Here is a 25,688-nt window from a genome sequence, read left to right as displayed (position 1 = left end):
TATCCGCCGAAAAGGCGCATAAAAAGGATTTTCACTTCCATCTGGGCTAGGATTTTGTGGAATTAAGGAGGTTTGTAGAACTGAAGCAGTGCGAAAAACATTCAAAAAAAGAAATGCGTCTTTATTTGTAAGAAAATTTTAATATATTTGAAAATGAATAAAGCGAAATAAAACTTCGGCAATCTAGCTTTTATTGGGTGTATAGTTGAAGGTTAATATCACTAATATAGAGTAGACATAATTAAACTCGAAATCGTTGAAGGAACAATAATAATAATTAACGTAAAATGACAACAAATTTAGACGCATTAATTCCTAGAGAAGATTTCGAAATAAAAGATGGAAACCAAATTCCTTCACAAAATTTACCCGCAATTCAAGTTAGAGATTTAGAAGCTGGCTCATTTTTATATCTAACTTTAAGAAAACCTGATTTCCAAAGAGAAACATCTGAATGGACTCCCGATAAAGTATGTGATTTAATTCAAAGTTTTTTAGATGGGGATTTAATTCCAGCGGTTATTTTTTGGAATTCTGGGGGTTATAATTTTGTAATTGATGGAGCACATAGATTAAGTGCAATTATCGCTTGGGTAACTGATGATTATGGAGATGGGATCATATCGCAATCATTTTTTGAATATAATATTTCTTCTGAACAAACTGTTATTGCTGAAAAAACACGGAAGTTAATTAAAAAAAAGTTTGGTACATATAATGACCATAAATATGCTATCTCTAATCAAGATAAAGTAACTCCAGAAATGTTAGAACGTGCTAAAAAATTAGCAACATTAACAATTCAACTTCAATGGGTAAGAGGAGATTCTAGTAAAGCTGAAGCTTCCTTTTTTAAGATTAATGAACAAGCTTCCCCGATTAATGACACTGAAAAAAAATTATTAAAGTCAAGAAAAAAACCAAACTCAATTTCTGCAAGAGCTATTATTCGTTCCGGCACTGGACATAAATATTGGTCTAAATTTGAAAGTGATAAACAAATTGAAATTGAAACTTTAGCAAAAGATATTAATGATTTACTTTTTACACCAAAATTAGAAACTCCAATAAAAACATTGGACGTTCCTTTGGCTGGTAAAGGTTATTCAACGCAAACTCTTTCTTTAATTCTAGATTTAATAAATATTACTAATGATATTAAAAATGATTCGGAATTAACAGACGACACAACAGGAATTGAAACAATTAATTTATTAAAGAAAACTAAAAAGCGATTAAGTAGAATTACTGGAATCCACGCTTCATCTTTAGGCTTGCATCCTGCAATATATTTTTACAGTACAACTGGAAGGTATCAAGTAACAGCATTTTATACAATATTAAATCTAGTTCAAGAATTAGAGTCAAAGCCAAATGCTTTAAACAAATTTATAGATATTAGAAGTAAATTTGAAGACTTTTTACTCTCATATAAAAGTATTGTTAACCAAACAAACACAAAATTTGGTAGTGGTTTGAAAAGTTACAAAAAACTTACAAATTTATTTTTGCATATCATTTCAGAATTACAAAACAATAAAACTGAACAAGAGATTATAGATAGTCTAGAAAGCTCAAAAGAATTTGATTATATCAATCCTGAAAAGATTGATTATGAAGAATATATGAGGAAAGAATTTTCTACAGAATCCAAATCTGGTGTTTTTATTATAAATGCATTAAAAAATCCAACAAAATGTAACATTTGTAATTCATTGATTCATAAAAACTCTATAACAATTGACCATGTAAAAAGAAAACAAGATGGTGGTCTTGGCATGATAGAAAATGGACAATTAGCTCACCCTTATTGTAATACAACATATAAAAATTGACTATGCCCATCAATTAGAGTTTCGTTGCGTGCGCAGCACAAACAATGAAACCCGGGTTGAACGGAACCGGTCACCGGCAGTTATTGTGGATTTAGTGTGCATTGTTGCGATAGAATATTTATTTTTTATTATTCCGTTAGGAATTAAATGTTGGTAGCAAAGAATAGAAATCCCACCTTAATAAAGTCCCATAGGGACGAAACCTTATGGCAAATACCTACACACAAATACATATTCATTTTGTTTTTGCGGTTAAATTTCGTGATGCAATTATACAATCCAAATGGAAAGAAGACTTGTATAAATATATGTCGGGTATAATTCAAAATAATAACCATAAGCTTTTGGCAATAAATGGAATGCCAGACCATATTCATATTTTGATTGGGTTAAGACCCGCACAATCTATTTCCGATTTAATGAAGGAGGTAAAACAAAGTTCTTCAAAATGGATAAATCAAAATAAATTATCAAACGGACATTTTGAATGGCAAGAAGGATATGGTGCGTTTTCATACAGTAAATCACAAATTGGTCAGGTAATAAATTATATTCAAAATCAGGAATTACACCATGAAAAGAAAACATTTACGCAGGAATATCGTGATTTTCTTGTGAAATTTGAAGTCGAGTATGATGAGAAATTTATTTTTAAAGAATTGATTTAAGGTTGCATAGTCCCTAACGGGACAAAAAAAGAGAGGTGAAATGTGTTTTTCTACCAATATTTAGTCCCAAAAGGGACAAATGAAACGATTAATTTTTTTCTACGATATTTTAGTTTCAAACGAAACGAAATAGCAATTCTTGAAACAGTCATATTATTATGCACAAATTGGTTTCTTAATAAAAATCTATATCTCGATAATTCATAAATTCCAAAACATTCAAATTTCCATAATTCCCAAATCAAAGAATCTCCAAATTCCCTTTTTAAAATTAATTTCGTAAATTTGCCTTTCAATAAAAATTAAACAAAAATGGAAAACGGAATATATGCTAAATTCAACACTACAAAAGGTGCTATTTTAGTAAAACTAGCTCACGATTTGACTCCAGGAACAGTTGGAAACTTCGTAGGATTGGCTGAAGGAAACCTAGAAAATAAAGTAAAACCGCAAGGGGTTAAATTCTATGACGGATTAAAATTCCACCGAGTAATTCCTAACTTTATGATTCAAGGGGGTTGTCCTCAAGGAACAGGAACTGGAGATCCAGGATACAAATTTGATGATGAATTTCACCCAAGTTTGAAACACAACCGTCCGGGCGTTTTGGCAATGGCTAACTCAGGACCTGGAACAAACGGTTCTCAATTCTACATCACGCACATTCCAACGGATTGGTTGGATAACAAACATACTGTTTTTGGTCATGTTGTAGAAGGTCAGGATGTGGTTGATGCTGTAGAGCAAGGAGATGTTTTAGAATCTTTGGAAATTATCAGAGAGGGTGAAGAAGCTAAAAACTGGAATGCAATTGAGGCTTTCATTACTTTCAAAGGATCTCGTAACAAACGTGATGCAGCTTTAAAAGCAGATGTTGAAGCAGCAATGGAAAAATTAGCAGCTGGTTTTGAAAAAACAGAAAGCGGTTTGCGTTACCAATTTATTCAAAGAGGTGAAGGTAAAAAAGCAGAAAGCGGAAAAACAGTGGCTGTTCATTATGAAGGTTCATTGGAGAACGGTAAAGTTTTTGACTCTTCTTATCCAAGAAAAAAACCAATCGAATTTAAATTAGGTCAAGGTCAGGTTATCGAAGGTTGGGATGAAGGAATTGCGTTATTGCGCGTAGGTGACAAAGCACGTTTCGTGATTCCATCGGATTTAGGATATGGATCTCGTGGTGCTGGTGGAGCAATTCCACCAAATGCTACTTTGATCTTTGATGTAGAATTAATGGAAGTTAAATAAGTAAAACTGTTTATAGAATTGCAAAAACCCATTCGCCGCTGCGAATGGGTTTTTTTTTGCAATTCACAAATTGTGGTTTGTCAAATTGGTTGCGGTGTAGGTTATGAATTTAAAAATTCAATTAAATCACTATTTAATTTGTCTTTTTCAATATAAAACAAGCCATGAGGTGCTCCTTCATAAATGATAAATTTATTATCTGGAATAAGTTTTGTCGCTACCTCAGAACTGATTTCAATAGGGACTGTTTTGTCTTCATCTCCATGAATAATTAAGGTAGGAACATTTACCGATGCCATTTCTTCACGAAAATCAGTGGAAGAAAATGACTTGGCACATTCTAAAGTCGCACGAGGTGAAGCAAAAGAACACAACATTCTATAATAATCCAACAAAGGAGTGCTAATAGGTTTACTGATAAAACTTACCCCAAAAAACGTTTTTCCAAAATTATCTAGAAAACCAATTCGGTCAGCTTTAATTTGTTCCGCCATTCCATCGTATTTCTCTTGTGGAACTCCGTTGGGATTAGAGTCGGTTTGCAACTGAAATGGGGTAATGGATGATATAAGTACCGCCTTCGAAACGCCTTTTCCACCATGACGACTGAAATAGCGAACGACTTCACCACCACCCATCGAAAATCCAACAAGTGCAGCTTCTTCCAAATTCAATTGCTCGATAATGGCTGCTAAATCATCCGTTAAAGTATCATAATCATAACCGTCCCAAGGTTGAGAAGATTTCCCAAAGCCACGACGGTCATACGCAATAACTCTAAAGTTATTTTGAACTAAAGTGTCAATTTGGTATTCCCACATTTCATTGGATAACGGCCAACCATGAATAAGAATTACAGGTTTTCCTTGACCATAATCTTTCACGTATAATTTTACATTTGGTGCTGTTTCAATAAACAAGTCTATACCAAAATTACTTTCTTTGTGCATTTCGTCACCATTCATTTGACTAATTTCCATAATATTTACTATTTAAAAGATGAATTTAGTATTCGCCTTTTGTAAAATTATAACTATTTTGCATAAAAGTTTTACAGAATTAGTTTGAATAGTTATAAAATTGATAGGTTTGTTATTCAATACTTTAATAGAAAAAAATGTGCAATATGGAAAACATCAGCTGGCCGGAATTTGAAAAAGTAGAAATGCGTGTAGGAACTATATTGGAAGTACATGATTTTCCAGAGGCCAGAAAGCAAGCTTATCAGCTTACAATCGATTTTGGTTCTGATCTTGGAATTAGAAAAACATCTGCACAAATTACGAAAAGATATCAAAAAGAAGATTTAATGAATCGTCAAATCGTAGCCGTGGTTAATTTTCCTAAAAAACAAATCGGGAAATTTATGAGTGAATGTCTTGTACTTGGAGCTGTAGGTGTAAACGGAGATGTAATTTTGTTGGCACCTGATTTTAAAATCGAGAACGGATTGCGAATTGGGTAAGTTAAGGCACCAAAGTGCTTTCTTTTTTTACTTCTAATGATTCATATTTATTATTAATTGCTAAAACAATAACACCAAATAATACGGCAGTTACAATAAGAACGGTGTTCATAATCCCTTCTGTTTCGAAAGAAAGTTTGATTAAGATTGTTGAAATTATGAATCCTGAGTTTCGAATAACTCTATTGAATTTATCGGATAGAAAGAAAGAGAATAATAGTAAAAGTACTTCTGTTAGAATTAAAATTGTAAAAAACTTTTCGAAGAAAATCTTGTTGATATCCTTAATATTATCTACTATTTCTCGCAATGAAAAAAAACTTTCATATATCCAGTGTCCTAAACTGTATATCGATAACACGAAAAATATAGGAATGAGTGCAATTGCAAAAATGTTTTTTAGAGTGATAAATTTTGTTAATTCTATATTTTTTTGAGTAATGGCTTGATTTATTTCATTTTGTCTGTTGAGCTTATAAAAAATATAAATAAGGTAAAATAAAATTACAGTTGCTATTATATCTAACGTAAAATTGATATTGGCTTTAACTTCAAACCAATTCGAGTTAATTTCTAACTTAGTTAAGTCTTTGAATATTCTACGAATTATAATTAATGTTATAATTTCATATTGTTTGCCTATGTAAATTGTTGTTGATTTAGGTAAATAATAGACTAAAAGATATACTTCGTATATCAATATAAAGGAAAAAGGAGTATAAATGGCAGAGATTGGATTGCTCAACAATTTCGAATAATCATTGACCAAAATAATTTCAAGATCAACCAATGCTATAACAAGCAAATGAAGTAAATAGCTTATTATAGCTACAGAGATAAAAAACTTTTCGGTTATTTTCTTTGTCTTTTCAGATAAAAGTTTGTCGTAAACAATACTATTTAATGATTTAGTTTCTGTCATTTGAGTTATATAGATAGTAAACGTAATCAAAAAAGCCTGAAACTCATTTGAATTTCAGGCTTTTAACTTTCGTTTAAGCGTCTTTTAGCTATTAAATATCATCAAAATCGATATCTGTAAAACTAGATGTTTGCGGTAGGATCTCATCATCTGATTTTTCAGATGCATATTCTTTTTTGAAATCTTTTTGGTGTCTTTCTGAAATTACCTCTTCGCCTTTATGGTTCAAAACGTAAGTAGTCATATCTCCTAAAATTTCAGCAAAAGCAGCAAAATCCTCCTTGTATAAATAGATTTTATGTTTTTTGAAGTGGAATGATCCATCTTCCTCAGTAAATTTCTTGCTTTCGGTAATGGTAATGTAATAATCATCTGCTTTTGTAGCTCTCACATCAAAGAAATAGGTTCTTCGTCCAGCTCGTAAAACTTTAGAAAATATCTCTTCTTTTTCTAACATGTCATGTTCTCTCATAATCCTTTCTGTCAATTTATGGTTGTTAACTAGTTTCCAAAAATCTATAAAAAATATGTATTACACAACAATTAAAGCATTTCTTTTTCTGAAAGTTGTTTCAAGTACAAAGCGGCGTAATAGCCTTCCTGATTTATCAATTGATTATGAGAACCTTGTTGTATAATTTGGCCTTTATCAATGATAATAATTCGGTCTGCGTTTTTAGCCGAAGAAACACGATGACTAACAATAATAGTTGTTTTGTCTTTGCATATTTCATGCAAGTTGTTTAGTATCTCTTCTTCGGTTTGGGTGTCCACAGCGGATAAGCAATCGTCAAATAGCAAAATCGGAGGATTCTTAATAATAGCTCTCGCAATAGAAACTCTTTGCTTTTGACCACCTGAAAGGGTAATTCCTCTTTCGCCCAAAACTGTTTCATATTGTTTACTGAAGCCCATAATATTATCATGAACAACAGCGCTTTTAGCAGCAGATTTCACTTCTTCTTCTGTAGCATTTTCCTTTCCGAACATAATATTGTTCTTGATACTGTCTGAAAATAAAAAGGCATCTTGCGGTACAATCCCAATACTGTTGCGTAAATCAAAAAGATTGATGGTGCTTATTTCATTTTTATCAATATTTATTATTCCTTCTGAAACATCGTACATTCTTGAAATTAGAGATAAAATGGTAGATTTTCCAGACCCTGTTTTGCCTAGGATAGCTAAAGTTTCTCCCTTTTGTACGGTGAAAGATATGTTTTGAAGCGCTTTAATATTGGTGTCCTTATAGGTGTAACTTACATTTTCAAACGAAATAGTTCCTTCTATTACCGATTTGTTTTCATTTTTATTTTTTATTTCTGGTTCTATTTTTAGAAATTCATTAAGCCTTTTCTGCGATGCTTCTGCTTCTTGAACCATAGATGAAACCCAACCTAAGGATGCTACTGGCCAAGTAAGCATATTGACGTACAAGATAAATTCAGCAATGGTTCCAATGCTTTTAATGGTGCCATCGATATACATTAAACCACCAAAATAAATTACCACTAAGTTACTGATTCCTATTAGAGCCAACATTAATGGACCAAATAAAGACTGTACTTTGGCCAAATTCAAGCTTTTACTTTTGCTTTCATTCGCTAAATTAACCATGTTGTTTTGATGTTGATCCTCCAAAGAATAAGCTTTTATCACGCGGATTCCAGAGAATATTTCTTGTGAAAAGCTGGAAACTTTGGATAAATATTGTTGAAAAATGGTGCTTCTTATATTGATTTCTGAACTTAACTTGAAAATCGCATACGATAAAAGGGGTAAAGGCAAGAGTGTGTACAATGTTAATGTAGGCGATACATTATACATGTAAACAATAACAATAGCAAAACGGATAACCGTGTTTATGGTATACATTACTGCGGGACCAACATACATTCTCACTTTTGAAACGTCTTCGCTGATTCGGTTCATCAAATCTCCTGTCCGACTTTGCTTGTAAAAATTTTGAGATAAATTCTCATATTGACGGAATACTTCATTTTTAAGGTCAAATTCAATATGGCGCGACATAACAATTAGGGTTTGTCGCATTAAAAAAGTAAGGAAACCCGCAATAATCGTCGTGGCTATAATCAGTAAAATATTCGTAATTAATTCTTGATGAATTACTGATTTAGCAACTGTTTTGTCTTTGGCGAAAGCTTCAATAACCATAAATGATTTGCTGATCAACTTAGGAGTGAACAACATAAAAATCTGAGCTATAATCGTAAAAACGATTCCGAGTAGAAAACTGTATTTGTATTTGACGAAGTATTTGTTTAAATAACGTAATTCTTTCATTTTTTTAATATATTCTGTGTTGAAATGATTTTATTTTTAGGGTAAAATTTCATTTTTAATAATTTAGAGGCTTAACTTTTAATTGTAAATTTTGCTAATTTGGCGATTTTTTGACAAAGCATTCGTATATGTTTATATTTTGTGTAAATTTGGATTGTCTTTTTGACAAATTCATAATTTATCACTATTAAAACTTACACTATGAAGGCAGCTTTCACAACTGGCAAGGAACTTCAAAAAATGGATCCCGTTTTTGGCCAATTATCATTTGATGATCACGAACAAATTGTATTTTGCAACGACAAAGATACAGGTTTAAAAGCAATTATTGGTATTCATAATTCGGTTATGGGTCCTGCTTTAGGAGGAACACGAATGTATAATTACGCAAATGAATGGGAAGCATTAAATGATGTTTTGCGTCTGTCACGGGGAATGACTTTTAAGGCAGCAATCACAGGATTGAATATTGGTGGTGGTAAAGCAGTTATTATTGGTGATGCTAAAACACAGAAAACACCAGAGTTAATGCGTAAATTTGGTGAATTTGTACATTCTTTAAGCGGAAGATATATTACTGCTGAAGATGTAGGAATGGAAACCGCAGATATGGATATCGTTAGAGATGTAACGCCGTATGTTACAGGAATTTCTGAATCTAGAGGTGGTTCTGGAAATCCATCTCCAATTACGGCTTATGGAGTGTATTTAGGAATGAAAGCAGCGGCTAAACAACAATTTGGTTCGGATGTTTTAAGCGGCAAGAAAGTATTGGTTCAAGGAATTGGTCACGTTGGTGAAACTTTAGTTGATTATTTAACCAAAGAAGGAGCAGTCGTTACTATTGCTGATATCAATGAAGAAAAATTGAATGAAGTAGGATCGAAGTACAATGCACAAATTTTTAGAGGTGACGATTTGTATAGCGCAGATGTTGATATTTATGCGCCTTGTGCTATGGGAGCCACGTTAAATGACGCTACTGTTTATAAAATTAAAGCAAAAGTTATTGCTGGTGCAGCTAACAATCAGTTGGCAGATGAAAATGTGCATGGAGCAATTCTACAAGAAAGAGGCATTTTATATGCTCCTGATTTCTTGATTAATGCGGGTGGAATTATAAATGTTTATGCGGAATTAGCACATTATGACAAAGTTGAAATTATGCGTAAGACAGAAAATATTTATAACACAACGCTAGAGATATTTGATTTTGCTCTTGCTAATAAGATCACACCGCACCACGCTGCTTTGACGATTGCTCAAAATCGAATCAATCAAAGAAAATTGGAGAATAGCAAAAAGTAATTTTAACTGTTCCGTAATCCGTATTCAGTGTTCATTTCGTCTTGATTGAAGCATACGGATTATGGAATACTTTTAAAATAAGCGATTATATATTTTATTTTAAAAAAGTAAAGACTTATTTTTGCAGGCTAATTAATAAAAGTTCTTACAAGGTGGTAAATAGAAGACACATTCGCGTTAAAGTCATGCAATCCATTTATGCGATGCATCAAAGCGGTTCAGATAATTTAGAAAAAGAAGAGAAATTTCTTTTTTACAGTATCGACAATATTCAAGATTTATACCTAATCATGCTTTCTTCGCTGATTGAGATTTGTAAAACAGAAACAATCTTTTTGCATAAGTCAAGTTTAAAGCATCTTGCAACCGCAGAGGAACGTAAGCCCAACGAGAAATTCATCAAAAACAGGATTTTTCAAATTCTTTCCGAAAATAACTCATTAAGTATTGCGCTGGAAAATCGTAAAATTAATAATTGGACTTTAAACGACGATTATATTTTATTGCTTTTGAATGCTATAAAAGCAAGTAGTTTGTATTCCGATTACATGAGTAATGCAGTAAATACCTTTGAAGAAGACCGACAATTTATTGTTGATTTGTTTATGGAGGTTATTGTTCCTAATGAAAAATTGTATGATTATTTAGAAGATGATAAGTTGACTTGGGTTGATGATATTCCATTAGTCAATACTCATATCATTAAGCAATTGAAAGCGATTAAACCAGGTGAAGATGACAATTTTAGAGTTCCAAAATTGTATAAAGACAATGAAGACAAGGATTTTGTAAAAGACTTGTTTCGAAAAACAGTTTTAAATGAAACTGAATTGGCAAAGGAATATCTAGATAAAACGCCCAACTGGGACAGCGATAGAATTGCTGAAATTGATACGATTATCCTTAAAATGGCAATTTGTGAATTCTTGAAATTCCCGTCCATTCCAATAAAAGTTACTCTTAATGAATATTTAGAAGTCGCTAAGGAATATTCTACACCAAAAAGTAGTATTTTTATCAATGGAATTTTAGATAATTTAGTAAAAGAGCTGCAAACCAATAAAAGAATCATCAAAGCTGGTCGTGGTTTAATGTAATAATTAACAAATAAAAAGAGAATTAAAATTATGGAACAATTAACTCAATTTGCACCGTTTATATTAATGTTTGTGGTGATCTATTTCTTTATGATTAGACCACAACAAAAAAGAGCTAAAAACGAAAAAGAATTTGAAAGTACGTTAAAAGTAGGTGACAAAATCATCACAAAAAGCGGTCTTCACGGAAAAGTTTCAGAATTAGCGGATACAACTGTTGTTGTAGAAACGATGTCAGGAAAATTAAAAATGGAGCGTTCTGCAATCTCTATGGAAATGAGTGCTGCATTGAACAAAAAATAATTCACTCCTTCTTATTAGTATAAAAGTCCCAATCCGATTTTCGGTTTGGGACTTTTTTTATGTAAAAAACAATCCTATTATTTCTTATTCTTTTTATTCTTCTTTGCTTTTTTAGATTTTGCCTTGGCTTTTTTTGCTTTTATCTTGGTTTTAACTTTTGCTTTCTTCGCTTTATCTTTTTTAGCTTTTTTAGCTTTTTTTGCCTTTTTAGCTTTCGCTTTCGCTTTTTCTTTTGCATCGGCTTTTTTAGCCTTTTTCTTGTCTTTGTCTTTCATTTTCACTGTCTTTTTAGTGGTTTTTTTCTTGTCTTTTTTTTCTGCTACAACAGGAGTACTAGTGTCGCTTTCAATCGCGATAGTTATTGTTTCTTCAATAATTTCTGTTGTGATGTTCTCGTCTTGAGGTTCTATAATCGCTACAGGCTCGTCTTTAACTTTGATTACGGGTGTTCTTTTGGCTCTAACCGACTTTTTAATCTCTGGTTTTGATTCAGACGGCTTTGTTGTTTCCTCTTCGTTTTGTTGTGTCATAGTTTATATTGTTAGTTTACCAATTATTTTAATTACATTCTATATTCTGAATAATGTTATTAAATTGTTGTGTTATTGTAAGTAAATATAGTGATTTAAAACATAATGCAATGTTAAGCTTTTCATAGAATAGCTTTTTTTTATTTCAGTAAATCAATTATTTTAGAAACGATGACATCTGAATTAGAAGTGTAAAACAAGGTTTTAATTTTGTTTTTCAAATAAAAATCGATCAAACTTATGGATGTACGTTGGCTTATTAAAACAATAAAGCCCCAACTGTGAATTTCAGAAATGGGGCTTTATTTTACAGTAACAATTATTTAAACCTATGTTTTTTAATAACACTGGAGATAAAGAAGTATTAATTTTATACTATCAACAGGTTAACTAGTTATATTCCAATATTTTATTTTCTTGCACTATTTTCTATAGCGGTCAATTCAGCTATTTTAACGATTACTTCGACTGCTTTTTGCATGCTTTCTGCAGGAACATATTCGTATTTTCCGTGAAAATTATGGCCACCTGCAAAAATATTAGGGCATGGCAATCCTTTGTATGATAATTGAGAGCCGTCTGTTCCACCACGAATAGGTTTAATTAATGGTTTTATTCCAATTTCTTTCATTGCTTGTTCTGCAATATCCACAATATGCTTCACCGGTAAGACCTTTTCCTTCATGTTGTAATATTGATCCTTTATTTCGGCATTAACGATATCTTCACCAAACTGTTTAGCAAATTTCTTATTTATTTTTTTTGTTATTTTTTCTATTAGCTCTTTACGCTTTTCAAATTTTTTCTTGTTGTGATCGCGAATGATTAATTCCAAAACGGTTTCTTCGATACTTCCTGATAAGTGATGAACGTGAAAAAAACCTTCATATCCTTTTGTTTCTTGTGGAGTCTCTCCATGAGGAAGTTCATTAATGAAATTATTAGCGATCAGCATGGAATTGATCATTTTACCTTTGGCATAGCCAGGATGCACGCTTTTTCCTTTGAAAGTTATTTTGGCTCCCGCTGCATTAAAATTTTCATATTCTAGTTCCCCAACTTGGCTACCATCCATAGTATAGGCCCAATCAGCTCCAAATTTATCTACATCAAAATGATGGGCACCACGGCCAATTTCTTCATCTGGTGTAAAACCTACTCTTATTTTTCCGTGTTTGATTTCAGGATTATTGATAAGAAATTCCATTGCCGTTACAATCTCTGTAATACCGGCTTTATCATCGGCACCTAATAATGTAGTTCCGTCAGTGGTAATCAACGTTTGTCCTTTGTAAAGCAATAAATCTTTGAAATAACTAGGCGATAAAACAATATTTTTATCGGCATTTAAGAGGATGTCTTTGCCATCGTAATTTGGTACAATTTGTGGTTTTATATTGGCTCCACAAAAATCAGGTGAAGTATCGAAATGCGAAATAAATCCAATGGTTGGTACCTTATGTTTCACATTACTTGGTAGTGTAGCCATAATGTAAGATTTATCGTCTATTGTAACGTCCTGCATTCCAATGTTTTTCAATTCCTCAACTAGTTTATGAGCTAAATTCCATTGTTTTTTGGTACTGGGAGTTGTTTCTGAATTCGCATCGGATTCTGTATCTATAATTACGTAGCTGATGAAACGATCGATGATATGTTGCATGGATTTTTAAATGTTTAATTCAAGCAAATATATAAAAATGGAAAGGATAAGAATGTTTAAAAAAGTATAATTTATTAATTGTTTCCAAACATATTATAGGGATCGTAGGGTGAGGCGCTCACTTCTATAGTATCAATCGTGCCATTTTGATCGATGTCATTTTCAAAGGAAAAAGTAAAATTAGTAGCTGTTAATGCAATCACTTTGTAAGTCAAAACAACTTGATTTCCAATGTAGAAATATAGTGTATCCTTTTTTATTTTCCAGTCTAATGTAGCACTGTTGTTCGTGCAATAATCATTTGTAAAAGTGGTTTCAATAAATTGATAAGCTTGTCCAGGTCTATTTAGAAAACCAAAAAAATCATTATTACAATTTGGATTATGCTCGTAATTATAATAGATTCCGTTTATTTTTAAAACGTCATAACGCCACCCTTTTAATAGTAAATTGACATTGAATGTAGGTTGGTCAATTGAACTTACCTCTTCGTCGTCATTTGAGCAAGAAATAGTTAACAGAATTAGCGCAAGCAAAATTATTTTTTTCAAGTAATTTATTTTAGTGGTGATTGTACAAAAATAGCTTTTATTGTAACTAATTGTTCAAATGTATGTAGCGAAATAGCAACTATTTTCTATTTTTGCACCACACAACTATGTACCCATGTATAAATTACTTATTCGCCCCATACTTTTTAGCTTTGATCCTGAAAAAGTGCACTATTTTACTTTTTCATTGATTCGCTTTGTGTCAAAAATACCAGGTTTTCCAGCACTTTTTAAATCCCTTTATGAGGTAAAGGATTCTAGATTAGAGACGGAAGTTTTTGGATTAAAATTTAAAAATCCAGTTGGATTAGCAGCAGGTTTTGATAAAGATGCAAAATTGTATAAAGAACTATCGAATTTTGGTTTTGGTTTTATTGAAATAGGAACACTCACGCCAAAAGGACAGGATGGAAATCCTAAGAAACGCTTGTTCCGTCTAAGGGAAGATAATGCGATCATTAATAGAATGGGCTTTAATAATGGAGGTGTTCATGAAGCAGTGGCACTTTTAAAGAAAAATACAAACGTTTTAATAGGTGGTAATATTGGGAAAAACAAACTGACGCCAAATGAGGAAGCTACCTCAGATTATGAAATCTGTTTTGAGGCGTTGTATGATTATGTTGATTATTTTGTGGTTAATGTGAGTTCGCCTAATACACCTAATCTTCGTGCTTTGCAGGATAAGGAACCGCTGACCCAGTTGTTGCAAACACTGCAAAACAAGAATTTGGCAAAGCCAAAACAAAAGCCAATTTTATTAAAAATCGCACCTGATTTAACCGATGAGCAGTTACTAGATATTATTGATATCGTAAACGAAACTAAAATAGCAGGCGTTATTGCTACCAATACTACTATTTCCAGAGAAGGTTTACAGTCCGAAAATAAAAATGAAATGGGCGGATTGTCAGGGAAGCCGTTAGCAAAACGTTCTACTGAAGTGATTCGGTTTTTATCCCAAAAAAGTAATCAATCTTTTCCAATCATTGGAGTAGGGGGAATTCATTCTGCGGCTGACGCCCTAGAGAAATTAGAAGCGGGAGCAAGTTTGGTACAATTGTATACTGGTTTTATTTACGAAGGACCCGCATTGGTAAGAGCCATAAATAAAGAAATTTTAAAAAGATTGTAGTTTTTAAATTGTAGTGAAAGACAGTTCAATATCAATTTTAATGAAATTTGAAAACCATAATTTTAAATTCCTAATTGTTTTTCTATCTTTGGCTGTCTATGGAAGCAATAAAAATTATAGAATGCCCACGTGATGCCATGCAAGGTATCAAACCATTTATTCCTACGAAAAAAAAAGTGGCTTATATTCAGTCTTTGTTGCGTGTAGGTTTTGACAGTATTGATTTTGGGAGTTTTGTTTCGCCGAAAGCGATTCCGCAAATGCAAGATACAGCCGAAGTTTTGGCACAACTTGATTTGTCTCAAACCCAAAGCAAATTACTAGCAATTATTGCAAATACACAAGGCGCGACGCTAGCTTCTGTTCATCCCGAAATACAATATCTAGGTTTTCCATTTTCGATTTCTGAAAATTTCCAAATGCGAAATACGCACAAAACTATAGCCGAATCCTTAATCACACTTCAGGAGATCCTTGAGATTGCAGATAAAAGTGACAAAGAAGTAGTGGCCTATTTATCCATGGGTTTTGGTAATCCGTATGGAGATCCATGGAACATGGAAATTGTTGGGGAGTGGACGCGGAGATTAGCTGCTATGGGTGTTAAGATTCTGTCGCTCTCGGATACAGTGGGAAGTTCTACACCTGAGGTAATCTCGTATTTGTTTTCCAATTTAATTACCAAGTATCCTGAAATAGAATTTGGAGCTCATTTACATACCACTCCAGATAAATGGTTTGAAAAAATTGATGCAGCTTATAAAGCGGGATGCCGCCGTTTTGATGGCGCTATCCAGGGTTTTGGCGGCTGTCCAATGGCGACTGATAATCTCACGGGTAATATGCCTACGGAGAAATTGTTGTCCTATTTTACTGCTCAAAAGGAATTTACCAATTTGAGTCCAATGAGTTTTGAAAGTGCTTACAATGAAGCTTCTAAATTGTTTGGAGAATATCATTAAAAATAACATCCTGTTATTTACAAACATCAAGTACTTCAAAAATAATAAATTTAGGATTGGTTCGTTAGTTATACTGTTCTCTAAATTTTACCATTAAATTACATAATTATGAAATTTCGGACTCTCCATAAAGTTTTAGGAATACTACTGTTGTTTCTTTCATTTTCCTGCGCAAGTGATTTGGATTTCAATCAGGTGAATGATGTAAAAATAGAACCGGTAGTGGTGACTAATTTAGCGTATTTTGATGTACTTGCAAAACAATTTGTCACCAATGGAGTAGAACAAAATATAATTTTTGATGCCCCAACGGTTGATATATTCAACGGCTCTTTCTTTAGACAGCGATTAAAAAAAGTCGAACTTTTCTTTGAAATGGAAAATACAATAAATAGAGGGTATGCAGTAGATTTAGTATTTTTAGATAGAAATAATCAACCTGTTCACGCTATTAATCTGGCTATTCCGCCGTACTCAGGTGTAGAAAATAAAGTGACCAAAACGGAAGTGTTTGAAAATACGAAACTTGATCTTTTAAAAAGAACTACAAGAATTGCCTTTACAATGACCATGTTGCCAGGTGCTGCATTAAGCCAAAGTAGTACAGGTAGTTTGAAATTGCGTTCAGGTGTAACCGCTTATTTAGTAGTAGAATGAAAAAAATAGCGTGGGTTTTAGTTCTAATGCTAACGATAAATTGCTTTTCACAAAACAAACAAATATTATATAATTTTACTTCGGTTCCACAGTCATTGCTGACTAATCCTGGTGCTGATTTCAAATATAATTTTTATTTTGGGATTCCTCTCTTGTCTGGAATTTCTGCAAATGTAGGTTCCAGTGGGTTTTCAGCATATGATTTATTTGCGGATAATGGTATCGATTTTAATGTAAAACTGCGGAATGTTGTGTTTTCTACTTCAAGAAAAGACAGGCTGGCGATAAATGAGCAAATAGAAGTTTTTAACGGTGGTTTTAAAATTGCTGGAGAACAAAGTGATTCCTACATTTCGTTTGGTATGTATCAGGAATTTGATGCATTGAGTTATGTTCCTAAAGATTTAGCCATTTTAGCTCTAGACGGAAACAGAGACTATTTGGGTAAAGTTTTTGATTTAGGGGATTTAAATGTAAAAGCTGAAATGCTATCCGTTTTTCATATAGGATTCCATAAGAACATTAATAAAAACTTTATTTTAGGTGTACGGGGAAAGATTTATTCTAGTATTTATAATGTCAGTTCTACAAATAACTCCGGTTATATTTACACTAATCCATCCTCAACCGGCGTGTACGAACAGATGATTTATTCTCAATTGCAACTTAATACATCGGGCATTGCAAAATATGACGACGATAATTATGAACCTAATATAGTGAAAGACATCACAAAAAGGGCTTTTCTAGGTGGTAATTTAGGTTTGGGATTTGATGCTGGTTTTACTTATTATCCAAAGAAAAATGTACAGCTTACTGCAAGTATCATAGATGTTGGATTTATTAAGCACAGCAAAGAAGTGGAAAGCTTAACCTATAAAGGAACGTATGAATATAAGGGTGTAATTCCGAAATTCGGTTCAGGTGAATCTGTTGAGAACGGATTTCAAGATTTTAAAGACGCTATTCCTTTGGACACTTTATATGCAGATTATACTACTTGGCGCCCGGCCAAATTCAATTCTTCCGTTCAGTTTTCATTTGATGAAGAAAGACCAGAGGACTGTAATTGTTTGGATTATAATCCCGAAACGATCTATAAAAGTGCGGTTGGAGCTCAGTTATTTGTGATGTCTACACCTAGAACACCGTTGGTTGCCTTTACTACCTTTTACCGAAGAAAGATTTTCAAGTCATTGCAAATGAAGGCAACATATACTTTAGATTCGTATTCCTACAAGAACATAGGTTTGGGATTATCCAGCAACTTTGGACCCGTAAATTTCTATGTTCTTGTTGACAATCTTTTGGAATACAGAGATGTTTCCAAGGCGAACAGTCTTTCTTTTCAACTGGGACTAAATGTCATCTTTAAGAATAGAAAAAAATAAATGTTATTGTAAATCGGAGGCCTTCCGCCGTTTAAATCCTTTGTAAATTTCTATCCAAAGTACGGACGCAATCCCTACTAAAATACTCAATCCCATTTGGATTCCAGAAACCCTTTCAAAGTGGAAAAAAGAGGCGAATAAAGGGACAAACAACAAGGAAGCTGTTACTAAAATGGTAGTACCGATGATCCATAAGACCAAATTATTCTTATACTGTAATGTTGTAAAAATGGAGTAATAAAAAGAACGATTGGTAAGTGTTAGAAAAATATTGGACGATATTAAGGTTAGGAATACTACGGTTCTTGTAGTATTCTCAGAACAATTCGTAGCTACGCAATACTGGTACATGAATAACAGCCCTATTGTAATGACTAGACCTTGAATGATACTGATTGTTATTTCTTTAAGTTTAAAAAATGTACTCGTAAAAGGTCTGGGTTGTAATAGCATTAAGTTGCGTTCCATAGGTTCGTTCTCATATATTATTGAGCAAGTTGGTCCCATTATTATTTCTAGAAAAATAACGTGAACTGGGGAGAAAATATTAGGATAAATCCATCCTAATGCCAAAGGGATAAAGACAATCAAGATGATAGGGATGTGTATTGAAATGATATATTGGATGGCTTTTTTTAGATTGTTGTATATTTTCCTACCCATGGCAACCGCATCAATCATTTTGGAGAAATCATCCTCAATCAGGATCAGATTGGCAGCTTGTTTTGCAATTTCTGTTCCCTTTTTTCCCATAGCAATTCCTATATGGGCTGATTTTAATGCGGGGCCATCGTTTACACCATCACCAGTCATAGCTATAATTTGATTGTTGTCTTTTAGCGCTTTTATAATTTTTAGTTTAGCTTCGGGAAACATTCTTGTGAAAATGGCAGTTTCCATAACCTTTTCTCTAAGTGTTGCGTCGTCCATTGCCATTAATTCATCTCCATTTATTGTTTTTTCGGCATTTCTAAAACCAATTTGTTTAGCAATTGTCGCTGTTGTTTCCGCATTGTCGCCTGTAACTATTTTTACTTGGATTCCAGCTTTGTATAGGGTTTCGAATACAGCTTTTATATTTGCTTTTGGAGGATCGTAAAAAGCAACTAATCCTTTAAATTTAAAAGAAAAATTCTGTTGTTTTTCAGGATAATCAGAGCCTGAAAATGCTGCAAGTCCAACACCTAAAACCCGATAACCTTCTAAAGCCATTTTGCTCATTGCGGCTATAATTTTTTGTTTTTCATTTTCGGACAAATTTGAAGTTGCTATTAATGCTTCAGTAGCACCTTTGGCAGCGATAATTCTGTTCCCATTTTGATTCTCGAAAACATGAGTCATCATAGGTGGTTTTCCATCCAATGGATATTCATGTACAAGTTTAAAATTAGGCCGTTCGTCTGCTGTTTTTAATTTGGAATAGGCTTCATGCAACGCGATTTCCATTGGGTCAAAAGGAATGGGTTCGCTGGCCCACATCGCTATAGTTAATAATTCAGTATTATTGTCCGAACAAGGTTCGTTAATAGTATCATTCGACAGCGTATAGCATTGGGCCAGACTCATCTTATTTTCTGTAATGGTTCCTGTTTTATCTGTACAAATTACGTTTGCACTTCCTAAAGTTTCTACGGTTTTTGTTTGTTTGACGATAATCCCCATTTTCATCAAGCGCCAAGAACCAAGAGCCATAAAGGTGGTAAAAGCAACTGGAATCTCCTCTGGAATAATACTCATCGCCAAAGTTAGCGCTTTCAATAGGCTGTCTAGAACCTCTTTTGAATTGTAATAATTTATAAACCAGACAAAGCCAAAAATCACCAAACCAACAAGAGACATTTTTTTGACAAAATTTCCGATCTGAATTTGCAAAGGTGTTTTTTCTTCCACAATAGATTCTAGACTTTTGCCTATTATTCCCAATTGAGTTTTGTTGCCTGTAGCGGTTACTTCACAAATCGCCAAACCACCTGTGACAATTGTTCCAAGAAATACAGTATTATTTTTTGTTGTTTCATTTTTAAAAACAGCCAGCGATTCTCCAGTAAGAATAGATTCATTAACAGAGAAATCATTGGATTGCAGGATGATGCCGTCCGCAGGAATAAAAGTGCCTTCTTCCGCTTGGAGCAGATCACCTATGACAATTTCCTCGCTTGGAATTTCTATTATTTCATTGTTGCGAATGACTTTACTTTTGGGCTGGGATAATTTTTTTAAAGCTTCAATTGCTGACCTGCTTTTTGATTCCTGATAAAGTGAAATAGTAGAAACTAATAGTATTGCTACGGTCATGAAAATTCCATTTCCAAAATCGCCTGTAATGAAATAAATACTAGTTGCAGTAAGTAAAAGCAGGAACATGGGTTCTTTGACCATTTCAAATACCGAATTCAGAAAAAGATTTTTTTTCTGTTGAATTATAGCGTTTGATCCAAACATTGTTCTCGAAAGTACTACTTCTTCATTTGAAAGTCCTTTCAGCGGTTGTTGGGTTTCTGTCATAACAAAATAAATTAATCAGATTCAATAGATTGGAAACCATAGCGTAAATCAGGAACAAGGATTGCCTTCGAAATGCAATTTAATTATTTATTGTAGAAAGAAGCTGTTTTTTTTGCTTAAAATTGTCTATATTTGCACGCAATTAAACTCCAACTACAATTGCAATGATCGCACACAACTCTAAGATTATCGGTGAAGGATTAACTTACGATGATGTTCTATTAATACCCAACTACTCTAATGTGCTTCCGCGCGAAGTGAGTATTCAATCAAAATTTTCAAGAAATATAACACTAAATGTTCCAATTGTATCCGCTGCAATGGATACGGTAACCGAAAGTGCAATGGCAATTGCTATGGCTCAAGAGGGTGGAATAGGTGTTTTACATAAAAATATGACAATCGAGCAGCAAGCTGCTAAAGTACGAAAAGTAAAGCGTGCTGAGTCTGGAATGATTATCGATCCAGTTACTTTGCCGTTGACTTCCACTGTAGCTGATGCTAAAAATGCGATGAAAGAATATGGAATTGGAGGAATTCCAATTGTAGATGATAATCAAATTTTAAAAGGAATCGTCACTAATAGAGATTTGCGTTTTGAAAAAAATAGTGCCAGACCTATTATTGAGGTGATGACCAGCGAAAATTTGGTTACTGTTGCTGAAGGTACTTCGCTAGAACAAGCAGAAGTAGTTTTACAGGGACACAAAATCGAAAAATTACCAGTTGTTAACAAAGATTACAAATTAGTAGGCTTGATAACATTTAGAGATATCACTAAATTAACTCAAAAACCGATAGCAAATAAAGATGTGTACGGTCGTTTGCGTGTAGCAGCTGCCATAGGTGTAACTGGAGATGCGGTGCAAAGAGCTGAGGCATTAGTTAATGCAGGTGTTGATGCAATCATTATTGATACGGCTCATGGTCACACACAAGGCGTAGTGAATGTACTGAAAGAAGTAAAGAGTAAATTTCCTCAAATTGATGTTATTGTAGGTAATATTGCAACGCCTGAAGCGGCTAAGTTTTTAGTTGAAAATGGAGCTGATGGCGTAAAAGTAGGAATTGGACCTGGTTCAATTTGCACCACGCGCATTGTTGCGGGTGTTGGTTTTCCTCAATTTTCTGCTGTTCTTGAAGTGGCTGCAGCTATCAAAGGAACTGGAGTTCCAGTTATTGCTGATGGTGGAATTCGGTATACAGGTGATATTCCTAAGGCTATTGCTGCTGGTGCTGACTGTGTAATGTTAGGTTCTTTATTAGCAGGTACCATGGAATCTCCTGGTGAAACTATTATCTTTGAAGGAAGAAAATTTAAATCGTACCGCGGAATGGGTTCTGTTGAAGCGATGCAGGAAGGTTCAAAAGACCGTTATTTTCAAGATGTGGAAGATGATGTAAAGAAATTAGTTCCAGAAGGAATTGTGGGTCGTGTACCTTATAAAGGGGAATTGAATGAAAGTATGCAGCAATTCATTGGGGGTCTTAGAGCCGGAATGGGTTATTGTGGTTCGAAAGATATTCCTGCACTACAAGAAACTGGGCGCTTTGTTCGTATAACTGCTAGTGGAATCAATGAGAGTCATCCTCATAATGTAACTATTACAAAAGAAGCTCCAAATTATTCAAGATAAATTTTAAGCTAAAAGCATAAAAAAGGCTGCCTAGAGTGTTGAAACTTTAGGCAGCCTTTTTTAATAGTAGTTAATCTCTTTTTGGAGTGTTTTTCTTGTCTCTCTTTTCTTCTTTCTTTTCCTTAGCCGTTTTCAATGGCTCTTTTTTAGCTGTTTTCTTTGCGTCTTGACTTTTTGCCATGATATAGATTTTTAAGATTAGTTTTTTATGATGTAAGTAAAAGTATATAATTTTTTTGATTTGGAATCAAAAAATATTTTTAAAACGTTCCTTCAATGATTAATTATCAATACTCCCATGGCATACAAAGAGTGAGATGTAATTGACATATTGAAAAGATGGAGGAGTCTCTCTTCGTAAATAAGAAGTTCTGTTCTAGATTTTAATTAACATATAGAATCTTTACCGCAGTAATAATTATTTTGAAACTAACAATTGTCGCGATAGACCCTGATAAAAAATACTACCAAGTTTAAAGTTTACGGCATTGACACCTGTAAATTCCTATAATTGTATTATCGTTATTGTTGTAGTGTATACTTTGAAATGCAATCCTATCAATCGATTAAATTTTATTGGAATTTTAATTCTGACATAAATGTATCGGATTAAAGTAAAAATTTCTAATCGCTACTGCTAGCGAGGAATTGTAGAATTAGAAATTAAACCGACTGGATTTTCATTGTATTTATTTCTTTTTCAAAACCTTATATTCCTCATAACAACCACTTATAGCATCCATGATTTGTAAGTCGTTTGCGGATTGTATAAAAGATTCGGAATAGTTGCAACGCTGGAGAATTTCAGCTATTTCATTTTTTTCAACGCCTAAAAGTACGGAAATCATTTCTCTGTCAAATTTAGATTCTAGTAGATTTCGAACCGTGTCATCTTTTTTCATCTCTTTAAGTTTCTTAAGCTCTTTTGGGTTTTTACCAAAAAAATTATAGAGCACATCTGCTGGATTAAAGATGGATCCAAGTACTCTTCCAAAGGCATTTGGAGAATAAGCGCCTGCTTCATATCCTTGGGTTAACCCTGAAATGCTGTACCTGTAGTTTTCTTTAACGGGAATAATTTTAGTGTCAACTTCTAGATATCCTGTTAAATTAAAGGGACGTATTACTATTTCTTCAAGTGCAATGGCTTTTTCAGTAAGTTGTATTTTTGTGCTTTTATTTTTGATCCAGTCATTGGTAACGCGCACGCGGAGCGATTGAAAACCTAAGCTAGTAATGTGAAGTGTGTCGTTGAGCTGCACATCGATTTCAAAATATCCTCTTGAGTCAGTAGTTGCACCTCTTACTTTATTGATATTTATGATATTCACATTAGGTAAAGACTGTCTAGTTGTGTTACTGATGATGATGCCATCAACTTTTTGGGAAGGTTCTTTAACTTGTGCAACAGCAATCGCAGAGAGGATTGTAAACAAAAAAACTACAAAATATTTCATACACTGATTTAAGACTTTAAAAGTAATAAATCAAGATTAAATATTTTGTAGTTCCAGTATATAATTACAAGAAAATTAACAATGAATGTTAGTCTCTTCTTGGTCTTCTTGGTCTTGGTGCGTCACCAAAGCTTTCAGAGCGTCTAGGTGCTCTATCTGATGAACCTTCAGTTCTAGGTCTGTCAGATGAAAAACCACCTTCTCTTCTTGGAGCAGCACTTCTAGAATCGCTTCTTCCGCCAAATCCACCTTCTCTTGGAGCTGAATTTCTATCGCTTCTAAAGCCACCGCCTGAACCTTCTCTTCTTGGTGCAAAACTACCTTCTCTTCTTGGAGCAGAACTTCTTTCGCCACCAGAGCGACCTCCGCCAAAACCACCACCAGAGCTTCTTCCATTATGGTCACGTCTTCCGCCACCTTCATTTTTAGAAATTTCAACATTGATTCTACGTCCTTCTAATTGTACGTTGTTCAATACTTCCATTACTTTATCAGTATGTTCCGGATCAGTGTTAAAGAAAGAGAAACCTTCTTTTACATCAACTTTGAAAACGTCATCACGACCTAAGTCTAATGTTTCTTTCAAGTAATCTTTCAATGACATCCAATCAAAGTTATCTCTAGAACCTATGTTCACAAAATATCTCGTTGCACCACCATTGTTGTTTTCTCTTGGAGCACCATCTCTGTCATCACGTTCTCTTCGTTCGGAACCTGAAGCTTGATTAGAAAGGTCTCTCGTTTTCTTGTAGTAATTGATAAAACGATTAAATTCAACCGATACCATTTTCTTGATTAATTCTTCTTTCGAAAGATCTTCAAGAACGCTGTTTATTGCAGGTAAATAGTTGTCAATTTCGTGATCAACCTCTACATCTTTAATTTTATTAGCTAAGTGCAATAATTGGATTTCGCAGATTTCAATCCCAGATGGAATAGTTTTTTCTTCGAATTTTTGTTTGATGATTCTTTCAATAGAAGAAATTTTACGCAATTCGCTTTTAGTTACAATTACAATAGAAGTACCCAATTTACCAGCACGACCCGTACGACCTGAACGGTGGTTGTACGTTTCAATTTCGTCAGGAAGTTGGTAATTTACTACGTGAGTAATATTATCAACGTCAATTCCACGAGCAGCGACATCTGTCGCAACAAGCATTTGGATTTGGCGACCTCTAAAAGATTTCATTACACCATCACGTTGCGCTTGAGATAAATCTCCGTGCAAGGCAGCAGCGCTGTATCCATCTTCGACTAATTTTTCAGCAACAGCTTGTGTATCTCTTTTGGTACGACAAAATACTACTGAGAAGATGTCTGGATTAGCATCAGCTAAACGTTTCAAAGCTTCGTAACGGTCACGTGCATTTACAAGGTAAAATTCGTGAGAAACGGTAGCTGAACCTGAATTTTTAGCTCCAACAGTAATTTCAATTGGATCAGTCATGAACTGTTTTCCAATACGTGCTACTTCAGCAGGCATTGTTGCAGAGAATAACCATGTGTTTTTTTCGTCTGGCGTGGTAGACAGGATGTTTACGATATCTTCGTAGAAACCCATGTTTAACATTTCGTCAGCTTCGTCAAGAATGCAGTAGTTGATTTGAGAAATGTTTACCAATCCTCTATTAATCATGTCTTGCATTCTTCCTGGAGTTGCTACAATAATTTGTGCTCCTCTCTTTATGTCTCTCGCTTGTTCTGTAATGCTAGCTCCACCGTAAACTGCTACCACATTAATACCTTTTTCGTATTTCGAGTAGTTTTTAATTTCGTTGGTAATCTGCAAACAAAGTTCACGTGTTGGAGATAAAATTAATGCTTGTGTGTTTCTGTTGTTGGCATCAATTTTCTGAATAACTGGAAATCCAAATGCTGCCGTTTTCCCTGTCCCTGTCTGAGCCAACGCAACCATATCTGTGTCTTTTTCCAATAATAGGGGAATCGCTTTCTCCTGTACTTCGGTCGGATTTTCAAATCCTAGATCTAAAATCGCCTTCAGTAACGATTCACTCAATCCTAATTGTTCAAATTTATTCATATGTATTTT

The 25,688-nt window shown here is 33.7% G+C and carries 22 protein-coding genes; 12 read left to right on the top strand and 10 right to left on the bottom strand.

Going from position 1 to position 25,688, the window contains the following annotated elements; genetic code table 11:
• Nucleotides 1-287 precede the first annotated feature (287 nt).
• The 3 genes from BLS90_RS07865 to BLS90_RS07850 all read left to right on the top strand — a co-directional run bounded on the left by BLS90_RS07865 (nucleotide 288) and on the right by BLS90_RS07850 (nucleotide 3,748).
• Nucleotides 288-1,835 (top strand): HNH endonuclease, encoded by a 1,548-nt coding sequence (locus BLS90_RS07865; protein ID WP_091257110.1) that lies wholly within the window; start codon nucleotides 288-290, stop codon nucleotides 1,833-1,835.
• Nucleotides 1,836-2,041: 206 nt separating this feature from the next.
• Nucleotides 2,042-2,503, top strand: coding sequence for an IS200/IS605 family transposase (gene tnpA, locus BLS90_RS07860; RefSeq protein WP_091257109.1), 462 nt, complete (start codon nucleotides 2,042-2,044; stop codon nucleotides 2,501-2,503).
• Between the two features lie 312 nt (nucleotides 2,504-2,815).
• Nucleotides 2,816-3,748, top strand: coding sequence for a peptidylprolyl isomerase (locus BLS90_RS07850; protein ID WP_091257107.1), 933 nt, complete (start codon nucleotides 2,816-2,818; stop codon nucleotides 3,746-3,748).
• Nucleotides 3,749-3,849: 101 nt separating this feature from the next.
• On the opposite strand, the gene BLS90_RS07845 is transcribed toward BLS90_RS07850, so the two are convergent.
• Complete coding sequence (locus tag BLS90_RS07845) at nucleotides 3,850-4,728, bottom strand: alpha/beta fold hydrolase (protein WP_091257106.1); 879 nt, start codon at nucleotides 4,726-4,728, stop codon at nucleotides 3,850-3,852.
• Between the two features lie 146 nt (nucleotides 4,729-4,874).
• Between BLS90_RS07845 and BLS90_RS07840 the strand changes: the two genes are divergently transcribed.
• Entirely contained in the window at nucleotides 4,875-5,213 is a 339-nt protein-coding gene (locus tag BLS90_RS07840) for a tRNA-binding protein (protein ID WP_091257105.1), read from the top strand.
• 1 nt (nucleotide 5,214) lies between these two features.
• On the opposite strand, the gene BLS90_RS07835 is transcribed toward BLS90_RS07840, so the two are convergent.
• The 3 genes from BLS90_RS07835 to BLS90_RS07825 all read right to left on the bottom strand — a co-directional run bounded on the left by BLS90_RS07835 (nucleotide 5,215) and on the right by BLS90_RS07825 (nucleotide 8,439).
• Nucleotides 5,215-6,135: a hypothetical protein gene (locus BLS90_RS07835; RefSeq protein WP_091257104.1), complete on the bottom strand. Its 921-nt coding sequence runs from the start codon at nucleotides 6,133-6,135 to the stop codon at nucleotides 5,215-5,217.
• 91 nt (nucleotides 6,136-6,226) lie between these two features.
• Nucleotides 6,227-6,607, bottom strand: a complete 381-nt coding sequence (locus tag BLS90_RS07830; protein ID WP_091257103.1) for a PUR family DNA/RNA-binding protein — start codon at nucleotides 6,605-6,607, stop codon at nucleotides 6,227-6,229.
• Between the two features lie 71 nt (nucleotides 6,608-6,678).
• Complete coding sequence (locus BLS90_RS07825) at nucleotides 6,679-8,439, bottom strand: ABC transporter ATP-binding protein (RefSeq protein WP_091257102.1); 1,761 nt, start codon at nucleotides 8,437-8,439, stop codon at nucleotides 6,679-6,681.
• 201 nt (nucleotides 8,440-8,640) lie between these two features.
• Between BLS90_RS07825 and BLS90_RS07820 the strand changes: the two genes are divergently transcribed.
• The 3 genes from BLS90_RS07820 (at nucleotide 8,641) to yajC (ending at nucleotide 11,147) form a co-directional block, all read left to right on the top strand.
• Complete coding sequence (locus tag BLS90_RS07820) at nucleotides 8,641-9,747, top strand: Glu/Leu/Phe/Val family dehydrogenase (protein WP_091257101.1); 1,107 nt, start codon at nucleotides 8,641-8,643, stop codon at nucleotides 9,745-9,747.
• A gap of 185 nt (nucleotides 9,748-9,932) precedes the next feature.
• Nucleotides 9,933-10,844, top strand: coding sequence for a transcription antitermination factor NusB (nusB, locus tag BLS90_RS07815; protein WP_091257100.1), 912 nt, complete (start codon nucleotides 9,933-9,935; stop codon nucleotides 10,842-10,844).
• Between the two features lie 30 nt (nucleotides 10,845-10,874).
• Nucleotides 10,875-11,147 carry a preprotein translocase subunit YajC gene (gene yajC / locus BLS90_RS07810; RefSeq protein ID WP_066081751.1) on the top strand — a complete coding sequence of 91 codons (273 nt, stop codon included), beginning with the start codon at nucleotides 10,875-10,877 and terminating at the stop codon, nucleotides 11,145-11,147.
• A gap of 77 nt (nucleotides 11,148-11,224) precedes the next feature.
• Here yajC and BLS90_RS16830 read toward each other — a convergent pair whose 3' ends face one another.
• The 3 genes from BLS90_RS16830 to BLS90_RS07795 all read right to left on the bottom strand — a co-directional run bounded on the left by BLS90_RS16830 (nucleotide 11,225) and on the right by BLS90_RS07795 (nucleotide 13,891).
• Nucleotides 11,225-11,677 (bottom strand): hypothetical protein, encoded by a 453-nt coding sequence (locus tag BLS90_RS16830; protein WP_175455446.1) that lies wholly within the window; start codon nucleotides 11,675-11,677, stop codon nucleotides 11,225-11,227.
• A 409-nt stretch (nucleotides 11,678-12,086) separates the two neighbouring features.
• The gene (gene pepT, locus BLS90_RS07800; protein WP_091257099.1) at nucleotides 12,087-13,340 is read right to left on the bottom strand and encodes a peptidase T; all 1,254 of its coding nucleotides are present in this window, start codon (nucleotides 13,338-13,340) and stop codon (nucleotides 12,087-12,089) included.
• A 74-nt stretch (nucleotides 13,341-13,414) separates the two neighbouring features.
• Nucleotides 13,415-13,891 carry a hypothetical protein gene (locus BLS90_RS07795; RefSeq protein WP_091257098.1) on the bottom strand — a complete coding sequence of 159 codons (477 nt, stop codon included), beginning with the start codon at nucleotides 13,889-13,891 and terminating at the stop codon, nucleotides 13,415-13,417.
• A 115-nt stretch (nucleotides 13,892-14,006) separates the two neighbouring features.
• On the opposite strand from BLS90_RS07795, the gene BLS90_RS07790 reads away from it, so the two are divergent.
• From BLS90_RS07790 to BLS90_RS07775, 4 genes are all read left to right on the top strand, one after another.
• Nucleotides 14,007-15,026 carry a quinone-dependent dihydroorotate dehydrogenase gene (locus tag BLS90_RS07790; protein ID WP_091257097.1) on the top strand — a complete coding sequence of 340 codons (1,020 nt, stop codon included), beginning with the start codon at nucleotides 14,007-14,009 and terminating at the stop codon, nucleotides 15,024-15,026.
• A gap of 98 nt (nucleotides 15,027-15,124) precedes the next feature.
• Nucleotides 15,125-15,988: a hydroxymethylglutaryl-CoA lyase gene (locus BLS90_RS07785; protein WP_091257096.1), complete on the top strand. Its 864-nt coding sequence runs from the start codon at nucleotides 15,125-15,127 to the stop codon at nucleotides 15,986-15,988.
• Between the two features lie 108 nt (nucleotides 15,989-16,096).
• A complete protein-coding gene (locus BLS90_RS07780) occupies nucleotides 16,097-16,645 on the top strand; it encodes a hypothetical protein (RefSeq protein ID WP_091257095.1) in 549 nt (182 codons plus the stop codon).
• Nucleotides 16,642-18,036: a DUF5723 family protein gene (locus BLS90_RS07775; protein WP_091257094.1), complete on the top strand. Its 1,395-nt coding sequence runs from the start codon at nucleotides 16,642-16,644 to the stop codon at nucleotides 18,034-18,036. The genes BLS90_RS07780 and BLS90_RS07775 overlap by 4 nt, the downstream gene beginning before the upstream one ends.
• Before the next feature lie 3 nt (nucleotides 18,037-18,039).
• Here the strand turns inward: BLS90_RS07775 and BLS90_RS07770 are convergent, their stop codons facing one another.
• Nucleotides 18,040-20,541 (bottom strand): cation-translocating P-type ATPase, encoded by a 2,502-nt coding sequence (locus BLS90_RS07770; protein WP_091257093.1) that lies wholly within the window; start codon nucleotides 20,539-20,541, stop codon nucleotides 18,040-18,042.
• A gap of 164 nt (nucleotides 20,542-20,705) precedes the next feature.
• Between BLS90_RS07770 and guaB the strand changes: the two genes are divergently transcribed.
• Complete coding sequence (gene guaB / locus BLS90_RS07765; RefSeq protein ID WP_091257092.1) at nucleotides 20,706-22,178, top strand: IMP dehydrogenase; 1,473 nt, start codon at nucleotides 20,706-20,708, stop codon at nucleotides 22,176-22,178.
• 689 nt (nucleotides 22,179-22,867) lie between these two features.
• Here guaB and BLS90_RS07755 read toward each other — a convergent pair.
• Both BLS90_RS07755 and BLS90_RS07750 read right to left on the bottom strand, forming a co-directional pair.
• Complete coding sequence (locus BLS90_RS07755) at nucleotides 22,868-23,635, bottom strand: carboxypeptidase-like regulatory domain-containing protein (protein ID WP_091257091.1); 768 nt, start codon at nucleotides 23,633-23,635, stop codon at nucleotides 22,868-22,870.
• A gap of 88 nt (nucleotides 23,636-23,723) precedes the next feature.
• Nucleotides 23,724-25,679 (bottom strand): DEAD/DEAH box helicase, encoded by a 1,956-nt coding sequence (locus BLS90_RS07750; protein ID WP_091257090.1) that lies wholly within the window; start codon nucleotides 25,677-25,679, stop codon nucleotides 23,724-23,726.
• Nucleotides 25,680-25,688 lie beyond the last annotated feature (9 nt).

The sequence above is a fragment of the Flavobacterium omnivorum genome, assembly GCF_900099915.1.
Lineage (GTDB): Bacteria > Bacteroidota > Bacteroidia > Flavobacteriales > Flavobacteriaceae > Flavobacterium > Flavobacterium omnivorum.
This window is presented reverse-complemented; position numbering and strand designations above follow the sequence as displayed.